This is a genomic window from uncultured Proteiniphilum sp., from assembly GCF_937873925.1.
GTDB lineage: Bacteria > Bacteroidota > Bacteroidia > Bacteroidales > Dysgonomonadaceae > Proteiniphilum.
The window spans coordinates 1-16577 of the sequence record NZ_CALNAT010000124.1 but is presented as its reverse complement, the minus strand read 5'-3'; the positions used below and the strand labels follow the sequence as shown (position 1 = coordinate 16577).

At 47.5% G+C, this 16577-nt stretch carries 11 protein-coding genes; all 11 read right to left on the bottom strand.

All coding sequences use genetic code 11. The annotated features are described in order from the left end of the window. Window positions 1-2534 (bottom strand): SusC/RagA family TonB-linked outer membrane protein (locus Q0502_RS08100; protein WP_298649435.1); only part of this gene is annotated, 2534 nt, incomplete at its 3' end. A 21-nt stretch (window positions 2535-2555) separates the two neighbouring features. Then, the gene (locus Q0502_RS08095) at window positions 2556-3569 is read right to left on the bottom strand and encodes a PKD domain-containing protein (protein WP_298649432.1); all 1014 of its coding nucleotides are present in this window, start codon (window positions 3567-3569) and stop codon (window positions 2556-2558) included. Between the two features lie 176 nt (window positions 3570-3745). Beyond that, a complete protein-coding gene (locus tag Q0502_RS08090; protein WP_298649429.1) occupies window positions 3746-4672 on the bottom strand; it encodes a dihydrodipicolinate synthase family protein in 927 nt (308 codons plus the stop codon). Window positions 4673-5033: 361 nt separating this feature from the next. Beyond that, complete coding sequence (locus tag Q0502_RS08085; protein WP_298649427.1) at window positions 5034-6050, bottom strand: LacI family DNA-binding transcriptional regulator; 1017 nt, start codon at window positions 6048-6050, stop codon at window positions 5034-5036. 282 nt (window positions 6051-6332) lie between these two features. Further along, window positions 6333-7958, bottom strand: a complete 1626-nt coding sequence (locus Q0502_RS08080) for a ribulokinase (RefSeq protein WP_366521777.1) — start codon at window positions 7956-7958, stop codon at window positions 6333-6335. A gap of 6 nt (window positions 7959-7964) precedes the next feature. Continuing rightward, a complete protein-coding gene (gene fucP / locus Q0502_RS08075; protein ID WP_298649421.1) occupies window positions 7965-9413 on the bottom strand; it encodes an L-fucose:H+ symporter permease in 1449 nt (482 codons plus the stop codon). A 10-nt stretch (window positions 9414-9423) separates the two neighbouring features. Next, window positions 9424-10680: a DUF6786 family protein gene (locus tag Q0502_RS08070; RefSeq protein WP_298649419.1), complete on the bottom strand. Its 1257-nt coding sequence runs from the start codon at window positions 10678-10680 to the stop codon at window positions 9424-9426. Between the two features lie 186 nt (window positions 10681-10866). Continuing rightward, complete coding sequence (locus Q0502_RS08065) at window positions 10867-12960, bottom strand: hypothetical protein (RefSeq protein WP_298649417.1); 2094 nt, start codon at window positions 12958-12960, stop codon at window positions 10867-10869. A gap of 39 nt (window positions 12961-12999) precedes the next feature. Further along, window positions 13000-14943, bottom strand: a complete 1944-nt coding sequence (locus tag Q0502_RS08060; protein ID WP_298649414.1) for a glycoside hydrolase family 172 protein — start codon at window positions 14941-14943, stop codon at window positions 13000-13002. Between the two features lie 46 nt (window positions 14944-14989). Further along, on the bottom strand, window positions 14990-16120 hold the full coding sequence (locus tag Q0502_RS08055; protein WP_298649412.1) for a glycoside hydrolase family 172 protein: 1131 nt from the start codon (window positions 16118-16120) through the stop codon (window positions 14990-14992). A 72-nt stretch (window positions 16121-16192) separates the two neighbouring features. Next, on the bottom strand, window positions 16193-16577 hold a 385-nt coding region (locus Q0502_RS08050; RefSeq protein ID WP_298649409.1), incomplete at its 5' end, for a GH116 family glycosyl hydrolase.

The following is a 16577-nucleotide window of genomic DNA, read 5'->3' as shown; positions in this document are numbered from 1 at the left end:
TCATCTTTTGCATAGGCAATATTCCTCACCCTGGCCTCATCCCAGAACTGGACAAAGTCGGTTCCCTCCGACAGTTCCAGTAACCAGGTCTTATTTTTAGTGAAATTCACATTCAGGTCCCACGTCCAATCCTTTGTGTCAATAGGCGTAAAGCCAAGCATCAATTCCACGCCCTTGCTTCGCAACAAGCCGGCATTGACCTTTATACTGTTGAACCCGGCCGATCCGGCCAACGGTACGCCAAGGATCTGGTCGCGATTATCCTCCCGGTAGTAGCTTCCTTCGAATCGCAACCGGTTATGAAACATCCTTAGATCCATCCCCACTTCATAAGAAGTCGCCTTCTCGGGGCGCAAGGAAGGATTTAAGAGATCCTGTTGTTTTATAAGCCTGATGACTTCACCCCATTGCCCTGCATCCAGATAGGTAGCAAAAAGGCTGTAAGGCGAGGTGTCATTTCCTACCCGGGCAATATTTCCCCTTAATTTCAGCAGGTTTACATTCCTTCCCATATCGAACATATTATTTAGCAGAAGGCTCAATGAGGCAGAGGGATAATCATAGGATCTGTTACGCGGGGGCAGTGTGCTGGCCCAGTCGTTCCTTATTGTCAGGTCGAGATAGGCTATATCCTTCCATCCCAGGTTAGCCATTGCATAAAGGCTGTTGATCGCTCTTTCGTAACGGGCATTGGAGTAGTTCAGTGAGCTGCTCTCAATATTCTGGATTGTATATAAGTAAGGGATAATCAATCCCGATCCCGGTTTCGATGAATTACTCACATTCGACCAGCGGGAATAGAGAAGGTTACCTCCAACAGAAGCGGTAAGAGAGAAGTCGTCCCAATGGTTTTTATAAGTAGCCAGAAAATCGGCGTTGGTTTCAGTACTTTCGCTGGTAACGATACCATACGCTCCGTTATTGGGTTCCTGGGAATATCCTGGATCTATCTTCGTTTCCCTTGTTTCGTCCGATCTGTTCAGCGCATATCTCCCCATAATGCTCAATTGCGGGGTTATATCCCAGGTAGCGGAAACATTCCCTATAAGCCTGTTCCTTTTGAAACTGTTATTGATACCGTACGCAAGAAAGTATGGATTTTCCCAGCCTTCACCTATGGTAAGCACCTGTCCTCCGCCAAGATCATAATCTTTCATCTTGCGGATATCCACATTGGGTGGTGTCCAGGCAGCCCATTGCAGAGGATTGGCACCTCGTTCCTGGGTGGCCGGCCTGTTGTCTGCCCAATTCTGGGTGTAGTTGATATCGGTACTTACAGTAAGCCCTTCCACTACCTCCGATACGGCCGCAAGGGTCAGGTTATTCCTGTTGAGATCCGAATTAGGGACCAAACCTTTATTGGTCATATTGGATACGCCCAGACGGTAATTCACCCTCTCGCTGCTGCTTGAAATAGCCACGCTGTTGGTAGTGGTAACTGCACTGCCGTTAATAAAGTTCTTATAATTATCAGGATAGGAAACCAATTCCGTGGGTATAGGTACTCCGTTGGCATCGAGCGGCGCGAACGGCTGCACCTGCCAGTAACCTTTATTCAGTTCCGGACCCGCGCCGGCCTGTTCGGAGGGACTGAAAGGGGGAATGATCCCCCCGGGAAAAGTAGTATCGGTATAGCTCCGGGAACCAAATCCAAAACGGTTTTGAACATCCAGATATTTTGACGGGATATCGAAAACGGTATTTGAAACCACTTCCACTTTCATTCCTTCTTTCCGGTCCGACTTTTTCGTAGTGATAAGCACCACCCCGTTGCCGGCACGGGTACCGTACAGCGCTGCAGCGCTGGGTCCTTTAAGGATGGAAACACTTTCAATACTTTCCGGATCAATATCCGAAATCGCATTCCCGTAGTCGACCAGATTGCCGTTACCAAAACCGCCTACATTATTTACGGAACTTGTCATCGGCACACCGTCGATCACGAACAAAGGCTGGTTATCAGTGCTCATGGAAGTAGCTCCCCTGATAACCATACTGACGGTAGATCCAGCTCCACCGGTCGAGTTAATGGTCACTCCCGTGACTTTACCCGCCATTGAAGTAAGCACGTTCTCGTGGACCACTTTGGCCAGTTCTTCGGATCCAAGTTTCCCTACCGAATAACCGAGTGATTTCTCTTCACGTCCGATACCGAGGGCTGTAACCACCACTTCACTCAGCGTTTCAGTACTTTCTTCCATGACAATGCTGATATTTGTACGTCCTGCAACTGCTATTTCCTGTGTTATGTATCCTATATAAGAAAAAACCAGGGTTGCATTTGACGGCACATTTATTTTATAATTTCCTTCCACATCGGACACAGTACCCTCCGCAGTTCCTTTTACAACAATACTGACGCCGATAAGGGGAGCCCCGTCGGTGGCAGATGTAACCGTACCCGTAACAGTGATTACATTTTGCTTTGTATCGGTTGTTTCTGCATAGCCGTTACCCATAAAGAGGATAAGTAAAGCAGCAGAGATAATAACTGTAAACAGTCCTTTATTTTTATCCTTTTGCAAATTTTTCATGTCTAATTGTTTGAATAGGTTTTAATTAACTGCTTCGAATGTAAGTATTGCCGCGGAAGTGCTTAGGGCAATCAAAGGATCTTGCGTGACTATCGCATCAGGGGACAGTGTTATAAACATCACCACCCTCATGAAGCTGCTTGTTATTTCCTGCACAATGACTTTCCGGTGAAAATCCCGTATACCGATAAATGCATCCGAATCGGGAAAATCCAGGGTCATCCTTCCCGGATACGTAATAACGGGGATGCCGGGAGGCTGCGTACCGGTCGCGAAATCAGGAATAGTAGGTATGATGAAATCTTCGTTTTCATTGAATACAAATGTCGCGCTTGCGTCGGGTGTGTAGGTTGTCAAAGCAAAAAGATCCTGACCAAACACCGCCTTTCCGCCTGTCTTGGTAATTTGGGCTGCCCCCAACTGTTGTAAGTTCGTCGCGTAGACGATACCCCCGAAAGAGGTGCCGTCTGAAGTGTTGTGCCTGTAACTGCCATCATAGTAAAAAGTAAACTCGTCATTATAGGCCTCCGGGAGTCCGACATATACACTAAAAGCTCCCGCGGGCAACGATGGAATATCGTCATCGAGCAACGAAAAGTCCGCGTCGGAGTTTACCAACTTGTCATTGACGGTATGCGACATGGTCAGTTTCCATGTTTTACCGTCGTACCCTTCGGCCGTATGATTCCCTGTCAGCAAGGCGTAAGGGGGGAGTGAAACAGCTAAATTCATCTTTGTGGATACCGAATTGCCGGTATTGTCTTTGGCTGTTAATGTGGCAATATAATAACCCCCTTCTTCATATACATGTACCGGATCTTTTTCCGTACTGACATTTCCGTCCCCAAAATCCCATTCCCAGTTTACGGCACTATGAGTAAGCGCTGTAAAAGCAACCTGTTTTCCGTCTATACTGTGAAAAATTACTGCAGATAGCGGAAGATCTGTTTGCGACCCGTCATCTGAGCATGCCGGAAAAAAGAAAATCAGCAAGCACAAAAAAACGGATGAAAGATAATAGATGTTTCTTCTCATACAATTGTTGCATTTTTGGATTAATAACATGGATAATATTCGCTATAATTATGTGAATAAGTGAAAATTGAATGACGACATAAAAATATATTAATAATGTTACGACATGATTAAATTCAGAAGGCACTATGTTAAGTAAAAGTTACTTGTACAAGGGTCTCTAACTCCCTTCTCTTTTATCGGAAATGAAGACCGGCCATTGCTGCCATCTCGTTCTCTATTTCTTTTCTGTCCTCCTCATTGAAATGAGTAAAAGGCATTGCCAGGAAATCATTGCAAATACCCGCAACGGACAAGGCACATTTGAGTCCTTTCAGGTAACTGGAGGCGTACTTGCTCTTACTGTAAATGCCGGTGGATATCTGCATCACTTTTTGCTGCAGATCCCTGACCCTTTCAATATTGTGGAATCTGGCTGCGTTATACAATGCAACATACAGCTCAGGGAATAGATTGGCTCCTCCATTGACCCCCCCGTGGGCGCCCATCAGTACCATTTCAGCGGTCATTTCTTCCGGACCGACAAAAATCATGAATTCAGGATCATCTTTCATGGCGTACATTACGGTCTGAAGGTAAGTGCCGTTGGCCGAACTGTCTTTGAACCCGATCACTTTTTTATTTTGAGCAATTTGCTTAATCGTTTTAGCATCAAATGATACTTTTGTGTGAACAGGCATGTTGTACAGAAATAGCGGAAGGGGCAATACGGAAACCAAAGTATCGAAGTATTCGATCAATTCGGATTGTTCGGTGGCAAAATAATAGGGGGGCGTGGCCACAACGGCATATGCTCCGGCTTCATCCGCCTTTTGAGCTAAAGCGGCGCTGTCATTGATGGATGTATCGGAAATACCGACTAACAGAGGTAGCCGGTTTTTCAGAATCCGGCTCGTTTCTCTTATCATCTCTTCGCGCTGTTTTATACTTAAACTTTGCGCTTCCCCGGTCGTGCCCAGGATGAAAATTCCATGTACCCCGCCTTGTATTACGTGCTCGATCAGATTGTTCAATCCATGTACGTCGATCCGGTTGTTACCGGACAAGGGTGTGACAAGCGGGACGATGATCCCTTCCAGTGGCTTTAGTTGTTTGTCTTTCATTTTTTGCAAAGATGTTATTTTTGTTCTTTTTATTTGTTTTATCAACAAACCGGCGTTCGTTTTTCCATTCTCATTTCCTGTTCAATAAAGCTGAATCGATTTAGCATATAGCTAAAAAATAACCCTATCCATGATCATTCATAATTCTCTCCTCCATATGATTATTTTATTTATTTATTTTCGGTGTATGGAACTTTTTCGTTAAGCAATGAGCAGAAGTCAAATTCACTTGAATTATGCCATTGCGAGAAAAAGTCTAACTTTAGTGAACCAGTGCCAATTAGTTAATTAACGATTTGCTGATCAGTAATTAATCAAACCGATATGTCATTATATCATTCCATCGACTTACCTGCCCGTTTCATACATCTTTTTGTGATGATTTCTGAATCACTAATTCCGGCTCCAAAAATACTTTTGATTTATAATTACTTTTCTTAATCCGCTTGATCAATATATCAATTGATTGCTTCGCTATTTGCTCGATCGGTTGTTTTACATAGGTTATCGGAGAATAAAAGAGATTAAATGCATCATTCCCGTTAAATCCCACTACAGCCACATCATCCGGTATCTTTACATTCATTTCATTCAAGCAGTACAGTCCATTGGTAGCGAGCATATTGGTAAGAAACATAACGGCATCGACATGCTCCCTGAGGATCAATTCTTCCAATGCTTCCCTTATATCCGGTTTCGGGTTCAAAATATTTACCTTCCTGACATGAATATAAGAACTTAATCCCGCGTTCTTCATCGTGTCTTCATATCCCGAAATACGGTCTAAAATATGATGCATTTCCGTATTATAAGCGATCAACGCGACGTTTTTATACCCTTGGCCGAGCAAATGTTCCGTTGCCAATTCCGTTGCCCTGTAATTATCCAAACAGGAGGAACTCAAGTCTATATCCGGAAAGTATCTGTCTAACAATACTGTCGGAAAATGGCTTTCATAGAGTCTTTGGACAAGATTCATCGAACCATCGCATGGCACTAGTATCAACCCTTCCACTCCTTTATTGAGCAACACATCCACCAATCTTTCGGTATTTTTCAGGTTTTCATCCGTACTGCTTATTAAAACAGTGTAATTCAATTCGCTGGCCCTGTCTTCCACAATTCGTGCGATGGCCGAATAAAAGGGATTGGAAATATCCGTAACGATCAAACCTACCAACTGAGTTTTTCCGGAACGTAAATTTTTTGCGACCAGATTCGGAGCATAATGCATCTCCTTCGCAGTCTCGGCAACCCGCCGGGCAACTTCTTCTCCTATTCTGTATTGTTCGGCCTTTCCATTCAATACCATTGAAACCAAGGCAGGCGAAACGCCCACCATTTTCGCAATATCTTTTATCGATACTTTTTTCTCCATTACGCAGGTGAAAGAATAACTGAAAGAATAACAATATAATACAAAAATAACTCATTAAATCGTTTTAGCAAACTAAAAAAATATGTTTTATAACATAAATAACAAATTTTATATATAAAATGATCCGCCAGAGAGGCTGCTTACACCGGAGGGTAAATTTGTGAGGTTGCACGTTTTCGTTCAGTGAACACAGAAAAAATAAGAGTACAGGTAAAAAGAGGGTAGAATCACACTGTGATCCACCCTCGATAGTTGAAGACAGGAGATGATATATCCTCCGGATTAAGTATTCAAAAAATTTCCCAATTTTCGGTATTTCTCATATTTAGCGTTATAAAGGGATTGTTTTTCCTTATCGGGCAAATATATTGCCAGTTCTCCTTGTCCTAAGGCCACCTGGGCTTTTTCCAATGAGCCAAAAACTTCTCCGGCGACGGCAGCGCACATAGCGGCTCCCAAGGCGCCCGCCTGTTGTGTGGCGGCCACTTTGATAGGTACGCCCATGATGTCGGAAAGCGTCTGCATCACATAGGACGATTTCAATGAGATGCCTCCCACACCGATCACTTCATTCACCTGTACGCCCTCTTTCTTAAGATGCTCCAGGATAGCACGTGACCCGAAGGCGGTCGCTTCCACCAGACTCTTGTAAAGTTGCGCAGGAGTAGTGCCCAAAGTAATCCCGGCAATACCGCCCTTTAATGTCAGATCAGCAAAGGGAGTACGGCGCCCGTTCAGCCAGTCGACCGCCACCGGATCCGACTCCGCCACCGGCAGTTTCTGCGCCTCTCCGGTCAGTTTCGGCAATATTTTCCCCATGAAGGCTCCTCTCTCTTCCTCCGGCAGAAAACCAAACGACCAGGAAAGCAGATCCCTCAGCCAGGCGTATACATCTCCAAAAGCCGATTGTCCCGCCTCCAGACCTATCAGGCCCAGGATAACCGACCCATCCACCTGTCCGCTGATCCCGGGGATCAATCTCTCCGCTATATCCTCTTTCGGGGTAACCACAATATCGCAGGTGGAAGTACCGATGATCTTCACCATGCTGTGGGCCGTAATGCCCGCGCCTATAGCGCCGGCATGCGCATCGATAATCCCGACGGCCACATCAATGTCCTGAGGCAATCCGAGCCGCTCTGCCCACTCTCCGGTCAGTTTCCCGGCAGAGACGTCGCTCGTGTATGTTTCATTCCCCAGACGGGCAGCAAATCCCTCAAACAGGGGATCAAGGGCGGAAAGGTATTCCTGCGACGGATAACCTCCCCATTCTTCCGCCCACATCCCTTTATGCCCTGCAGCACAACGGCTGCGTTTCACCTCTTCGGGCCGCAGGTTTCCCGTCAACAACGCCGGCATCCAGTCGCAATGTTCAATAACGGAGCTGGCCTTCATCCTGATTTTTTCATTTGCACGAAGCACATGCAGTGCTTTTGCCCAGAACCATTCCGAAGAATAGATCCCGCCGGAACGTAATGTATAATCGGTCTCCCATATATGGGCCAGGGCATTTATCTCGTCCGCCTCCCGTAGGGAAGTATGGTCTTTCCAAAGGATGAACATCGCATCCGGATCATCGGCGTATTCAGGAAGCAGCGCCAGCGGTGTACCGTCCCGGTCCGTCAGACAGGGTGTACTCCCCGTGGTGTCGATACCCAGAGCGGCGATATTTTCTACTTCCTCGGGCGATAATTGCGCCAATAAGCCGTGAATCACCTCTATAAGCGAATCGATATAATCCTGCGGATGCTGGCGGTACCGGTTGGCGGAAGGATCGCAATACAACCCTTTTTTCCAGCGGGGGTAAGAGGAGGTCGCTGCCGCCAGTTCTTTCCCCGATGCGGTGTCCAACACGACCGCGCGACACGAATCGGTACCGTAATCGATACCTATGACTAATTTTTCCATATCCATTTATTTTCCATTGCCCAGCTTCTTGCTGCGTGCTATCGTAAAACTGTAATAAGTAATAATAATAAATGCGATGGCAGGTACCCAGTAAGCGAATTTAATGCTTCCCGCCTGATCGGAAAGGATTCCCTGCATCTGCGTCAGCAGCGCCGCACCGGCGATGGCCATCACCATACCCGAACCGGCGATTTTCGTATCATCCCCCAGTCCCCTCATGCCAAGACCGTAAATGGTGGGGAACATGGCCGACATACAACCTGAAATACCCATCAAGGCATACACACCAACAAATCCTTCTCCATAAATCGCCAAGAGTGAACAGATAACCGCCAGAATACCCAATCCCGACAATATATTCACCGGCCGGGTATATTTCATCAGCCAGGTACAGATAAAGCGTCCCAATACAAATAGTACCAATGACAGGATATAGTAGGTGGCTCCGGCCTGTTCAGCCGTACGAGGCAACAATGCATCCAGCCCGAGGGATTCGCTCAAGGCATAGAATCCGCCTGCCACCGGTTCTACACTCCGCAATGCCCCGATGATCGCCTCCTGTGAAGGATTCACACCCAGCGCTGCAATCACACTGTCGAAATCAAGCTGCTGCATAGCATACCGGATAATGAACGACCAGACCGCGATCTGCGCACCCACGTAGAAAAACTGCGCCACCACTCCCCAGATATAGTTCTTATTCTTTTTCAGCCGTCCCCATGTCGCTTTCAGGTCTAAACTCTTATCGTCGTCCTGTGCTTTCGGCATTTTGGTGAAGATGATCAGCAGTAACAACACCAGCATCACCGCACCCAGGATGAGATAGGCCATAGTAACGGCATTCAGTTCACCCCGTTGAATGGAGATCAATTCCGATCCGCTTAATACGGCTCTTTCGCCGGCCGTCAGGGTATTCAATTGTGACAGCACGAAGATCTGACTGGCCAGCACTCCCGTCAATGCACCGAATGGGTTGAACGACTGGGAGAAATTCAACCTGCGGGTAGCCGTCCTCGGGTCACCGAGAGAATAAACATACGCGTTGGCAGAAGTTTCGAGGACCGATAACCCCGCAAACAAAACAAAAATACCGAAGAGGTAAGTAGCAAAACTCAACGGCGAACTGATATCGTTTACCAGCATAGCCGGATAAAAGAGCATCGATCCTGTGATACAAAGCAGGAGTCCCAGCAACACGCCCGACTTAAAAGTACGCTTCTTTATGAATATGGCTCCGGGAAGTGCGAAACAACCATAGCCAAGAAGATAACAGACCACCTGGATCCACGCTGTTTGCGTATCGGTCAGGCTCATGATGCGCTTGAAAGCCGCCAGCATGGTATCGGTCATATTGTTGGGCACCGCCCAGATAAAGAAGAGCGAAGTAAGAAGAATAAAAGGGAACAGGATCCCTGCAGGGATCATCCGATGCTTTTCTGCATTATTTGTGTTCATATAATTTTTTTTAGAATAAAGAGTCAAGAACTTTCTCAAGGTTTACTCCCAATAGTTTCTCTGCAATAGGGGAGAGGCTTGCCTCTTCGCCTGTAAAATGGAATACGTTGTGTCTGTGCGATAACGATTCTCCCGGTTTCAGGAATGCGGCGGGAGAGCAGCTTTCCAGTTCCAGGAAGGGGCCCATAATACTTCCGTCTTCCAGCGGACCGTCGTTATAGGCATTCAGTGCATCCCCTACCAGCGGATCTCTGTCGGGATTCCATTCCTGATTCAGATAAATGGCATCCGGATCCGTATCGAATGTCACGATGGTCAATCGTTTTGCAAGCGGATCATAATTTCCTGCGATCGATTTGGTACGTTTGGCATTCATTCCCAATTTTCCTCTTGATTTTCCGTCGGTTTTGAAGTAGAGTATCCCGTTATCGTCGATCAGGCGGTCAGCAGGGATCTCGCCGAAATAATCGGACGTCACCGTTTTTCCCAGTTCTTTCTCATCGCCGGTATTGTAGGGGATCACGGTTACGGCAGCCTCGGAAGGATTGAACATATCGAGCATCCAGATACAGACCGTTCCGGTTTCCGGCGTCCATTCGAAATCATTGCCGTTGGTGATCGTATTGGCCGTTTCATAAGCTACCCCGTTCACTCCCTCAGGGATCTCTATCTGCAACTTACCGGCTATTTCCCGGTCGGAAAGCAGCGAAACTTTCCGTTCTACCGCAATGTTCAGGAGACTTCCCAGATAGTTCTTCAACTCCATCTCTTTGACGAAAACAGCCTCTTTCGCGGTAGCACGGCTTACCTCCCACTCCTCGATATCAATAGCTTTAGGGGTGTGCCAGTTATCATACACCTGCTCTTTACCCGGCTCAAAGTAGATAGAATACCGGCCTCCTTCCGGGCCAAGCCAGAAACGGTCCTCACCGCCGAATCCGTTCATATGTTCATCCGTTACGCCTGCGTCAAAGAAGTTGTAGTTGACGAATCCGTGACTATTGCCTTCCGGGCCGTTGGCCGTGGAAGTAAACACTTTGCCCTGGTACTTTGCCGACAGGATCACCTGTGCTTTTTCATCCTCCGATTTCAGCACGATCAATCCCTCATCCTTTTCGGACAGATAGTTCAGATCATATCCGAAAGTTCCTTTTTCATATTCCTTTTCCATGTTTTCTGATGTTTTCCTGTTGCCTGTGCAGGAGAGCAAAATTGCACCTCCGATCATGGCAGGCACCACAGTGCGATAGAGTTGTTTTAGTTTCATACGATAAAAAATTAGACACAAGAGCCAAGAATCAAGATCCAAGACACTTCATTGACTACGTCGATTATTTCGTAATTGACTGCGTCGGTTATTTCATAATTGACTGCGTCGATTATTTCATAATTGACTGCGTCGATTGCAAAGCAATTCATGTCCTTGTGTGTGTGTATTATTATTTACAAGTTTTTATTCAATTTTTCCGAACTTATCGAGAATACGGTTATAGGCCTCCGCTGCGGCACCGTTTCCCCAGTCATATATCGTGAATTCTCCCATTCCTTCGCCTTCGGGGCCGGTACGCCCTCCGTGGCCGTAATTCTCCATCATAAAGCCGTAATCCTCTTCGCCGAAAAAGGAATACACTTTCTCCCACTGTTCTTTGGTTACGGGGTTCAGGGGGCTGTACATCATCACGAACGAAGCTTTCAACGCAGCCCATCCTCTCTCATTGTACTCATCACTATCGAACAGTCTTCCGTATTGCAGGATCAGTTCGGCGAACAGGCTCTGGCGGGAGTCGTTCCATTCGGCATCGGCATTCAATACCCCGAAACCGCCAAGCACATTCACATACATATAGGGCGGCTGCCAGGAGGCTTGCGTCATCAGCAACTCATCAAGGGTTCGTTGCCCCTGTTCCAGATATCTACGGTCGTTGGTTATCCGGTAACTCTCGAAGAGCGCTTCGGCCGTCCAGAACATGGAGAAGTTGTTCTGCTTGTACATATTGTTCCGGCTTACTTTTTTCCCGATCAGATGATCCGATCCGTACCGTGAACAGGACCAGTAAGTCTCAAAATCCTCCCATCTTCCGGTAGGGATGATATCGCGGATCACCACGTCTATGGCTTTGAGCGCCGCCTCTTTGTATTCCTCTTTTCCTGTCAACTCATAGAGTTTCAAAAGAAAAGTAGCCGACATGGATGTTTCGGGAGATTCATTCAGATGCGTCATCGGCTCCAGTGTGTGCAGGTCGAGCCATCCCGGGAAAAAACCTTTCTCCGACTGAATACCGAGCAGCGATCCGGCATATTGCTCCGCATAACGAAGCAGCCGTTCATCCTTTTCCAGTTCATCATACCAGCGAAGCATCAACAGCGCTGTCCAGCTCATATCGAGGATATGGAAAGGCGATTCCCGCGGATTCCAGGTATAAGGATTACGGTTTGAGTTCCCCCAGTAATGGGTATCCCATCCCTTGCTGCGGTGATATTTTTTCCCTCCCGTCTCCACATCGTGCATCTCCGTGCCGATCAATCCGTAAAAGAAACCGTTGACCTGCGGAAAAGAGAGCGCCAGTTCTTTGGTGAGCAGCGCCTGTTCCATTAATACGGCATTGCCTGTTCTTCTGGCATACCGGTACAATCCGCCGGCTGAGCGCAGGGAACTGAACCAGGCCTGGTTCCATACCGAACGGAACTCCCGCTCATTGACCTCACCCGGATAGTTGGGACTTTGGGTTACATTCACGATAAACACCGGCGCGCCGACCTTCTTTCCGTTCAGTGCGAACTCCTGCCATACGTTGTCCGACCAGCTATTGAAAGCCCAGTTATAGGTATGCTCCACATAACTCTCCAGATTGGTATTTACCGGATTCCCGGCCTGGTAGAGGTCGTGCCCCCACCGACTCCAGAGGAAATCGAGCGTTTTCCTGAAAGGATTTTTCAGGGAAGCTTCGTCGCTGTGCACCATCAGGTAAAATCCGATCTCCACTTCCCCCGCAGGATATTCGGCACCCGGCTCCCGGAGGAACAGCACATGGTCGTCGATCTTGCTATTGCTCATCCCCAATACCAAACGGTTGGCCTGGGCATCCAGATCGAGGTACCATCTTACGGGAGTTCCCTTTCTCAGGATGTCCAGATCGGGGATCAGGGTAATCACCTGGCGGTCACCGGAAACGATCAGCGCCGGAGAACGGAACACATGCTGATCGATGATATGCCGGCCGGTAGGTGTGAGATGAGGCGCCCAGTGGAAGGAGGGGGAAAAGGCCGGAGTGACGGCCACTTGCCAGTCGTCCTGCCGGACAGTCTGTGCGGGAGAAAAGCTGAATTGTACGTGCAGGCAATTCTCGTCCACCACCTCGATCCGGCTTGTTCCCTTTTCATTTCCCAACAGGTCGTATTGAATCTTCCCGACAGCATTTTCCAACGAACGGGGTAGCTTCACCTCCACCGCAGGAAATTGATCCAACCTCTCTTCCTCCTGCGCCTGCAGCATGGAAGAGAAAGTCATCACCACGGTCAATATGCTGAAAATAAGTTCCTTTATCATATTTTTCAAACCAACAAATCAGTAAACCACATCAACTAATCAATTTATTCTTTCGAGTGTGATCCGATTCAGTTCGAACTGGTCGGCTTTCCCGTTGCTCCTCACGTGAAAGGTGACGGAATTCGTCTGGGGCGTAAGCTGTATATCTCCCACATGGATATTCTCCTTGAAAGTTTCTTTGCCGGCTTTTGTCGATATCCATTCCGAAAGCCGGTTCTGCCGTTGCCACACCTGAATATCGGCGCCGTTCGGCTTTTCGTGATAGTTGACCAATACCTTGTATTTCCCTTCGGGCACATCCGTCAGCATCACTCTTACCGCGCCCTGTCCGAAGGAGGTAAGCATCAGCCCTCGGTCTAAAATAGCCTGTATCCCCCTGTCAAGGGTAATTTCCATCAACTGCGGGAAATAGGTATGGGTATCAGGCATATACACTTCCCGCCGGTCGGCAGTCGGTTCCAGACGCTCTTTTAACGGCTGGGCCGCGTAAAAGAATGCTACTGATGTGTAATCTACAGGGAAGTTGTTACCGACCTCGCCATGCTCCATGCCGTGGTAAATCTCTTTTTCAAAAGGCATCTTATCCGAAAGGAAGAAGCGGTATCCCCCGGTACGTCCCATAGGTAACGAATAATCGAGCGAGCCGTGTACCGGCATGCTGATCCCTCTGTCCCAACGGTCGAGCAGGGCATACCATCCTCCGTTGTAATAGTCTTCCGAACCGGTACCGTGCAGACGCATTTTTCCATCCACATACGTGGTATCATCGCCTTCGAAGAAGAGGGTCATTCCCGGCCGCAGGCCCTGCGCCTGATGGATGGTTCCCACATAATGCCCTTTTCCCTGGGTTTCCATGAAAGTATAGAACTGTCCCAATTCGGGTTTCTCTCTTCTCCAGACGGCATAGAGTTTTCCCTCGTCCTTCGTAATCCGGCCATTATCGTTGTAATACACTTTCACCCTGACCGGAACGGGATTTTGCTGCACTCCATTCCTTTTCTCATAGATGAGTTTCATGGAAGCCGAACGATCGAAAGGCATGGGCAGATAACAGTAGTTGGAAGTTCCCTGCCGGCCCATCACGATACTCCGCATGGCCGGTTTTCCATATGCATACCCGAAGAAATCGGCCAGGGGTGCATAGATAGCTTCCACCTGTTCATTATCCCATTTTGCCGAAAGGATCATATCTTTATAGACTCCTTCAAATGCAGTCCCGCCATCGATCTCAAAACCGACAATACGGCCGGCCGTTGTTTTCTCAAAGAAGGCCACTTCTTCTCCCGGTTCAATGGTAAATGATCTCTCTTCAGTCCGGATATTGGCCGACAAACCGGAAGCATAGCGGTTTACGGTGGGTGAGATATCAGCCCATACATCGCTCACTTCCGCCAGCAGTTCTTTGTCGGATGCGGAAAAATTCCCTGTCCAGCTTTCTACCTTTATTCCCGGCAGCTTCCGGCATTGGATTTGATGGAACATGATCTGCTCTCCCTGGAATACAATCTTCAATGATTTTGCAAACGGGATAGGGATATAGCTGTAATATCCCCCTATCTCGTTACCGCAAACCGGCTTTACAAACGGATAGACTTCTCCTGAGAAAAGATCCATAAAACGAATCTTCAGGCGTGGTTCCCGTTCACCGTCAAAGTAAAATAACAGGGTGTCGTTTGTTGGGGTAGGGGTCCAAATCCTGTTTACCACGCCCGGCCCTTCGAATTCGGCCAGTACCAGCTTTCCGTTCTCTTTACGGATGTAGGAATATTTTCCCGAAAATCCGTCGTCGTTCCCGTCCGTCCGGTCGTAACTCGACTCCTGGTCTATCAATTGATGGTGGCGATATGCAGGTAGCCGGTCCACCCTTTTCAACAGTTCCATCTCATTACTCCACCGGTAAGCCTGGTTTTGGCTCTGCACCTGAAACAGGCTTAATAAAAACGCGGTAAGGAGGAGAGTCTTTAATCTCATTCTCTTCGTCATTTCTTTCATTATACTTTGACTATTCTTATCATTCAGGGTTATCCAGTCAATTCACTTCTAACTCTTGCCAGGAAGGGAATTGGGGAAATGGGGCATGCGGTTCTTTCTGATACCAGAAAGTAGTAGAGGAAATATCCGATTTCTGTGGCAGGTAACGTCCACCGTGCCTCCATCCCAAGTCTTGAATGGTGACCCTCAGGTCTTTTTTAAACCGTATCGGATCCATCACGTGCCAACGGTAAAGGCCGAATCGTTGTCCCGATTTGTAAGTAATGTCGGGAGGCAAAACCTGCACCAATCCCGCATAAGGTGTGGTAAAAGTAACATATTTTCCATGCCGGTCGAAATTATACGATCCGCAGAAATAATCTTCAGTACCGGTACCGATGATGGTGGGGAATTTTTTGTCCCCATCCATGAAGAACTTGATCTCTCCTTCGCCCCACCAGCCGTTATTATTCACCTGCCAGGCCATGTATACTCCTACATACTGCCCTTCTCCTTTGATGCCGTCTATGATGGTATAATCGGAGGTTTCATTGACTTTGGTACGGCGGAACTGAGCATGGAAATAGGCGGCATCCTCCGGCACATCCGTCAGCGTATAGTCGATCTGATAATAAAGGTTCATCGGCTGCGCATCATTGATATTGGTCATGGTGATCCTGCATTTTTTGCGGAACGGCATCACCCAGTAACAGTTGAATGCGCTTCCGGGATTGACGGTTACCGGCAGGGAATTCAGGGGGGCGTATTCATTCCACCCCATACCGAAGAAATCGCCTACAGGCGCTTCCACCGACGGCTCCGTCTCATCGTCCCAGTAGATACGGATAATGGAAAACCGCCAGTTGCCGGTCGGTGTCATCCAGATATGCTGAATAGCACCCGGCCCTTCAATTTCCGCCATGGTGAAAGTTTCTCCGGAATTGATCGTCACAAACGGATTCACTTTCCAGCCCTGTCCCAGATCCCGTGCGGATCCCGTGGCATTGGCCGTGTTTCTCGGGGCATTTGGGTCGGGGATAGCCATTCCCCCTTTCCCTTTCTCCCCGGTAAAGTTTTCCGGGCTGACAGAACGTGTCTCCGCGTTTGAGAGACGATAAAGGTTGCCCATGTTCATATCCAAACCGTTGAAATCTCTATTTTGGGAAAAAACGGTTGCTATAAACACCATACAAAAAAGAAAAATGAAAGTTGTTTTTGAACGCATAATAAGCAAATTAAAAAATGATTGATACTCTTATTTTTATAGATTAAATTCTTTCCCAAAGATATTATATTTATTCACATCAATCGAACCAAATAATACTTCTAACCGGGGTTTTCCGTTTTTTAATGATATTGTCCCAAAGCCTGTACCGGTACTGATAAAACTGGTAAAATCCCCTATTTTTGGATCAACATACAATGTCTTATCTACCGCATCGTATCTTACACCGGTTAACGCTTGTAACATCGCATAACTCGACATTGCCCTGGCATACCAATGGCCGCATTCGTATTCATTGAAAGGGTTTCTTACAGCACCGTCGTACCTGTCACGACATACGCGAACAATTTCCAAGCCCTTTTCCATCTCTCCTTTCAACATCAGATGGCTTGCCACCTGGTATTCAATTCCGGTCCAAACC

Coding starts and splice junctions, on each gene's coding strand:
- Q0502_RS08085 (WP_298649427.1), bottom strand. CDS start 6,050: ATGGAGAAAAAAGTATCGATAAAAGATATTGCGAAAATGGTGGGCGTT.
- Q0502_RS08065 (WP_298649417.1), bottom strand. CDS start 12,960: ATGATAAAGGAACTTATTTTCAGCATATTGACCGTGGTGATGACTTTC.
- Q0502_RS08055 (WP_298649412.1), bottom strand. CDS start 16,120: ATGGTGTTTATAGCAACCGTTTTTTCCCAAAATAGAGATTTCAACGGT.
- fucP (WP_298649421.1), bottom strand. CDS start 9,413: ATGAACACAAATAATGCAGAAAAGCATCGGATGATCCCTGCAGGGATC.
- Q0502_RS08095 (WP_298649432.1), bottom strand. CDS start 3,569: ATGAGAAGAAACATCTATTATCTTTCATCCGTTTTTTTGTGCTTGCTG.
- Q0502_RS08080 (WP_366521777.1), bottom strand. CDS start 7,958: ATGGAAAAATTAGTCATAGGTATCGATTACGGTACCGATTCGTGTCGC.
- Q0502_RS08070 (WP_298649419.1), bottom strand. CDS start 10,680: ATGAAACTAAAACAACTCTATCGCACTGTGGTGCCTGCCATGATCGGA.
- Q0502_RS08090 (WP_298649429.1), bottom strand. CDS start 4,672: ATGAAAGACAAACAACTAAAGCCACTGGAAGGGATCATCGTCCCGCTT.
- Q0502_RS08060 (WP_298649414.1), bottom strand. CDS start 14,943: ATGACGAAGAGAATGAGATTAAAGACTCTCCTCCTTACCGCGTTTTTA.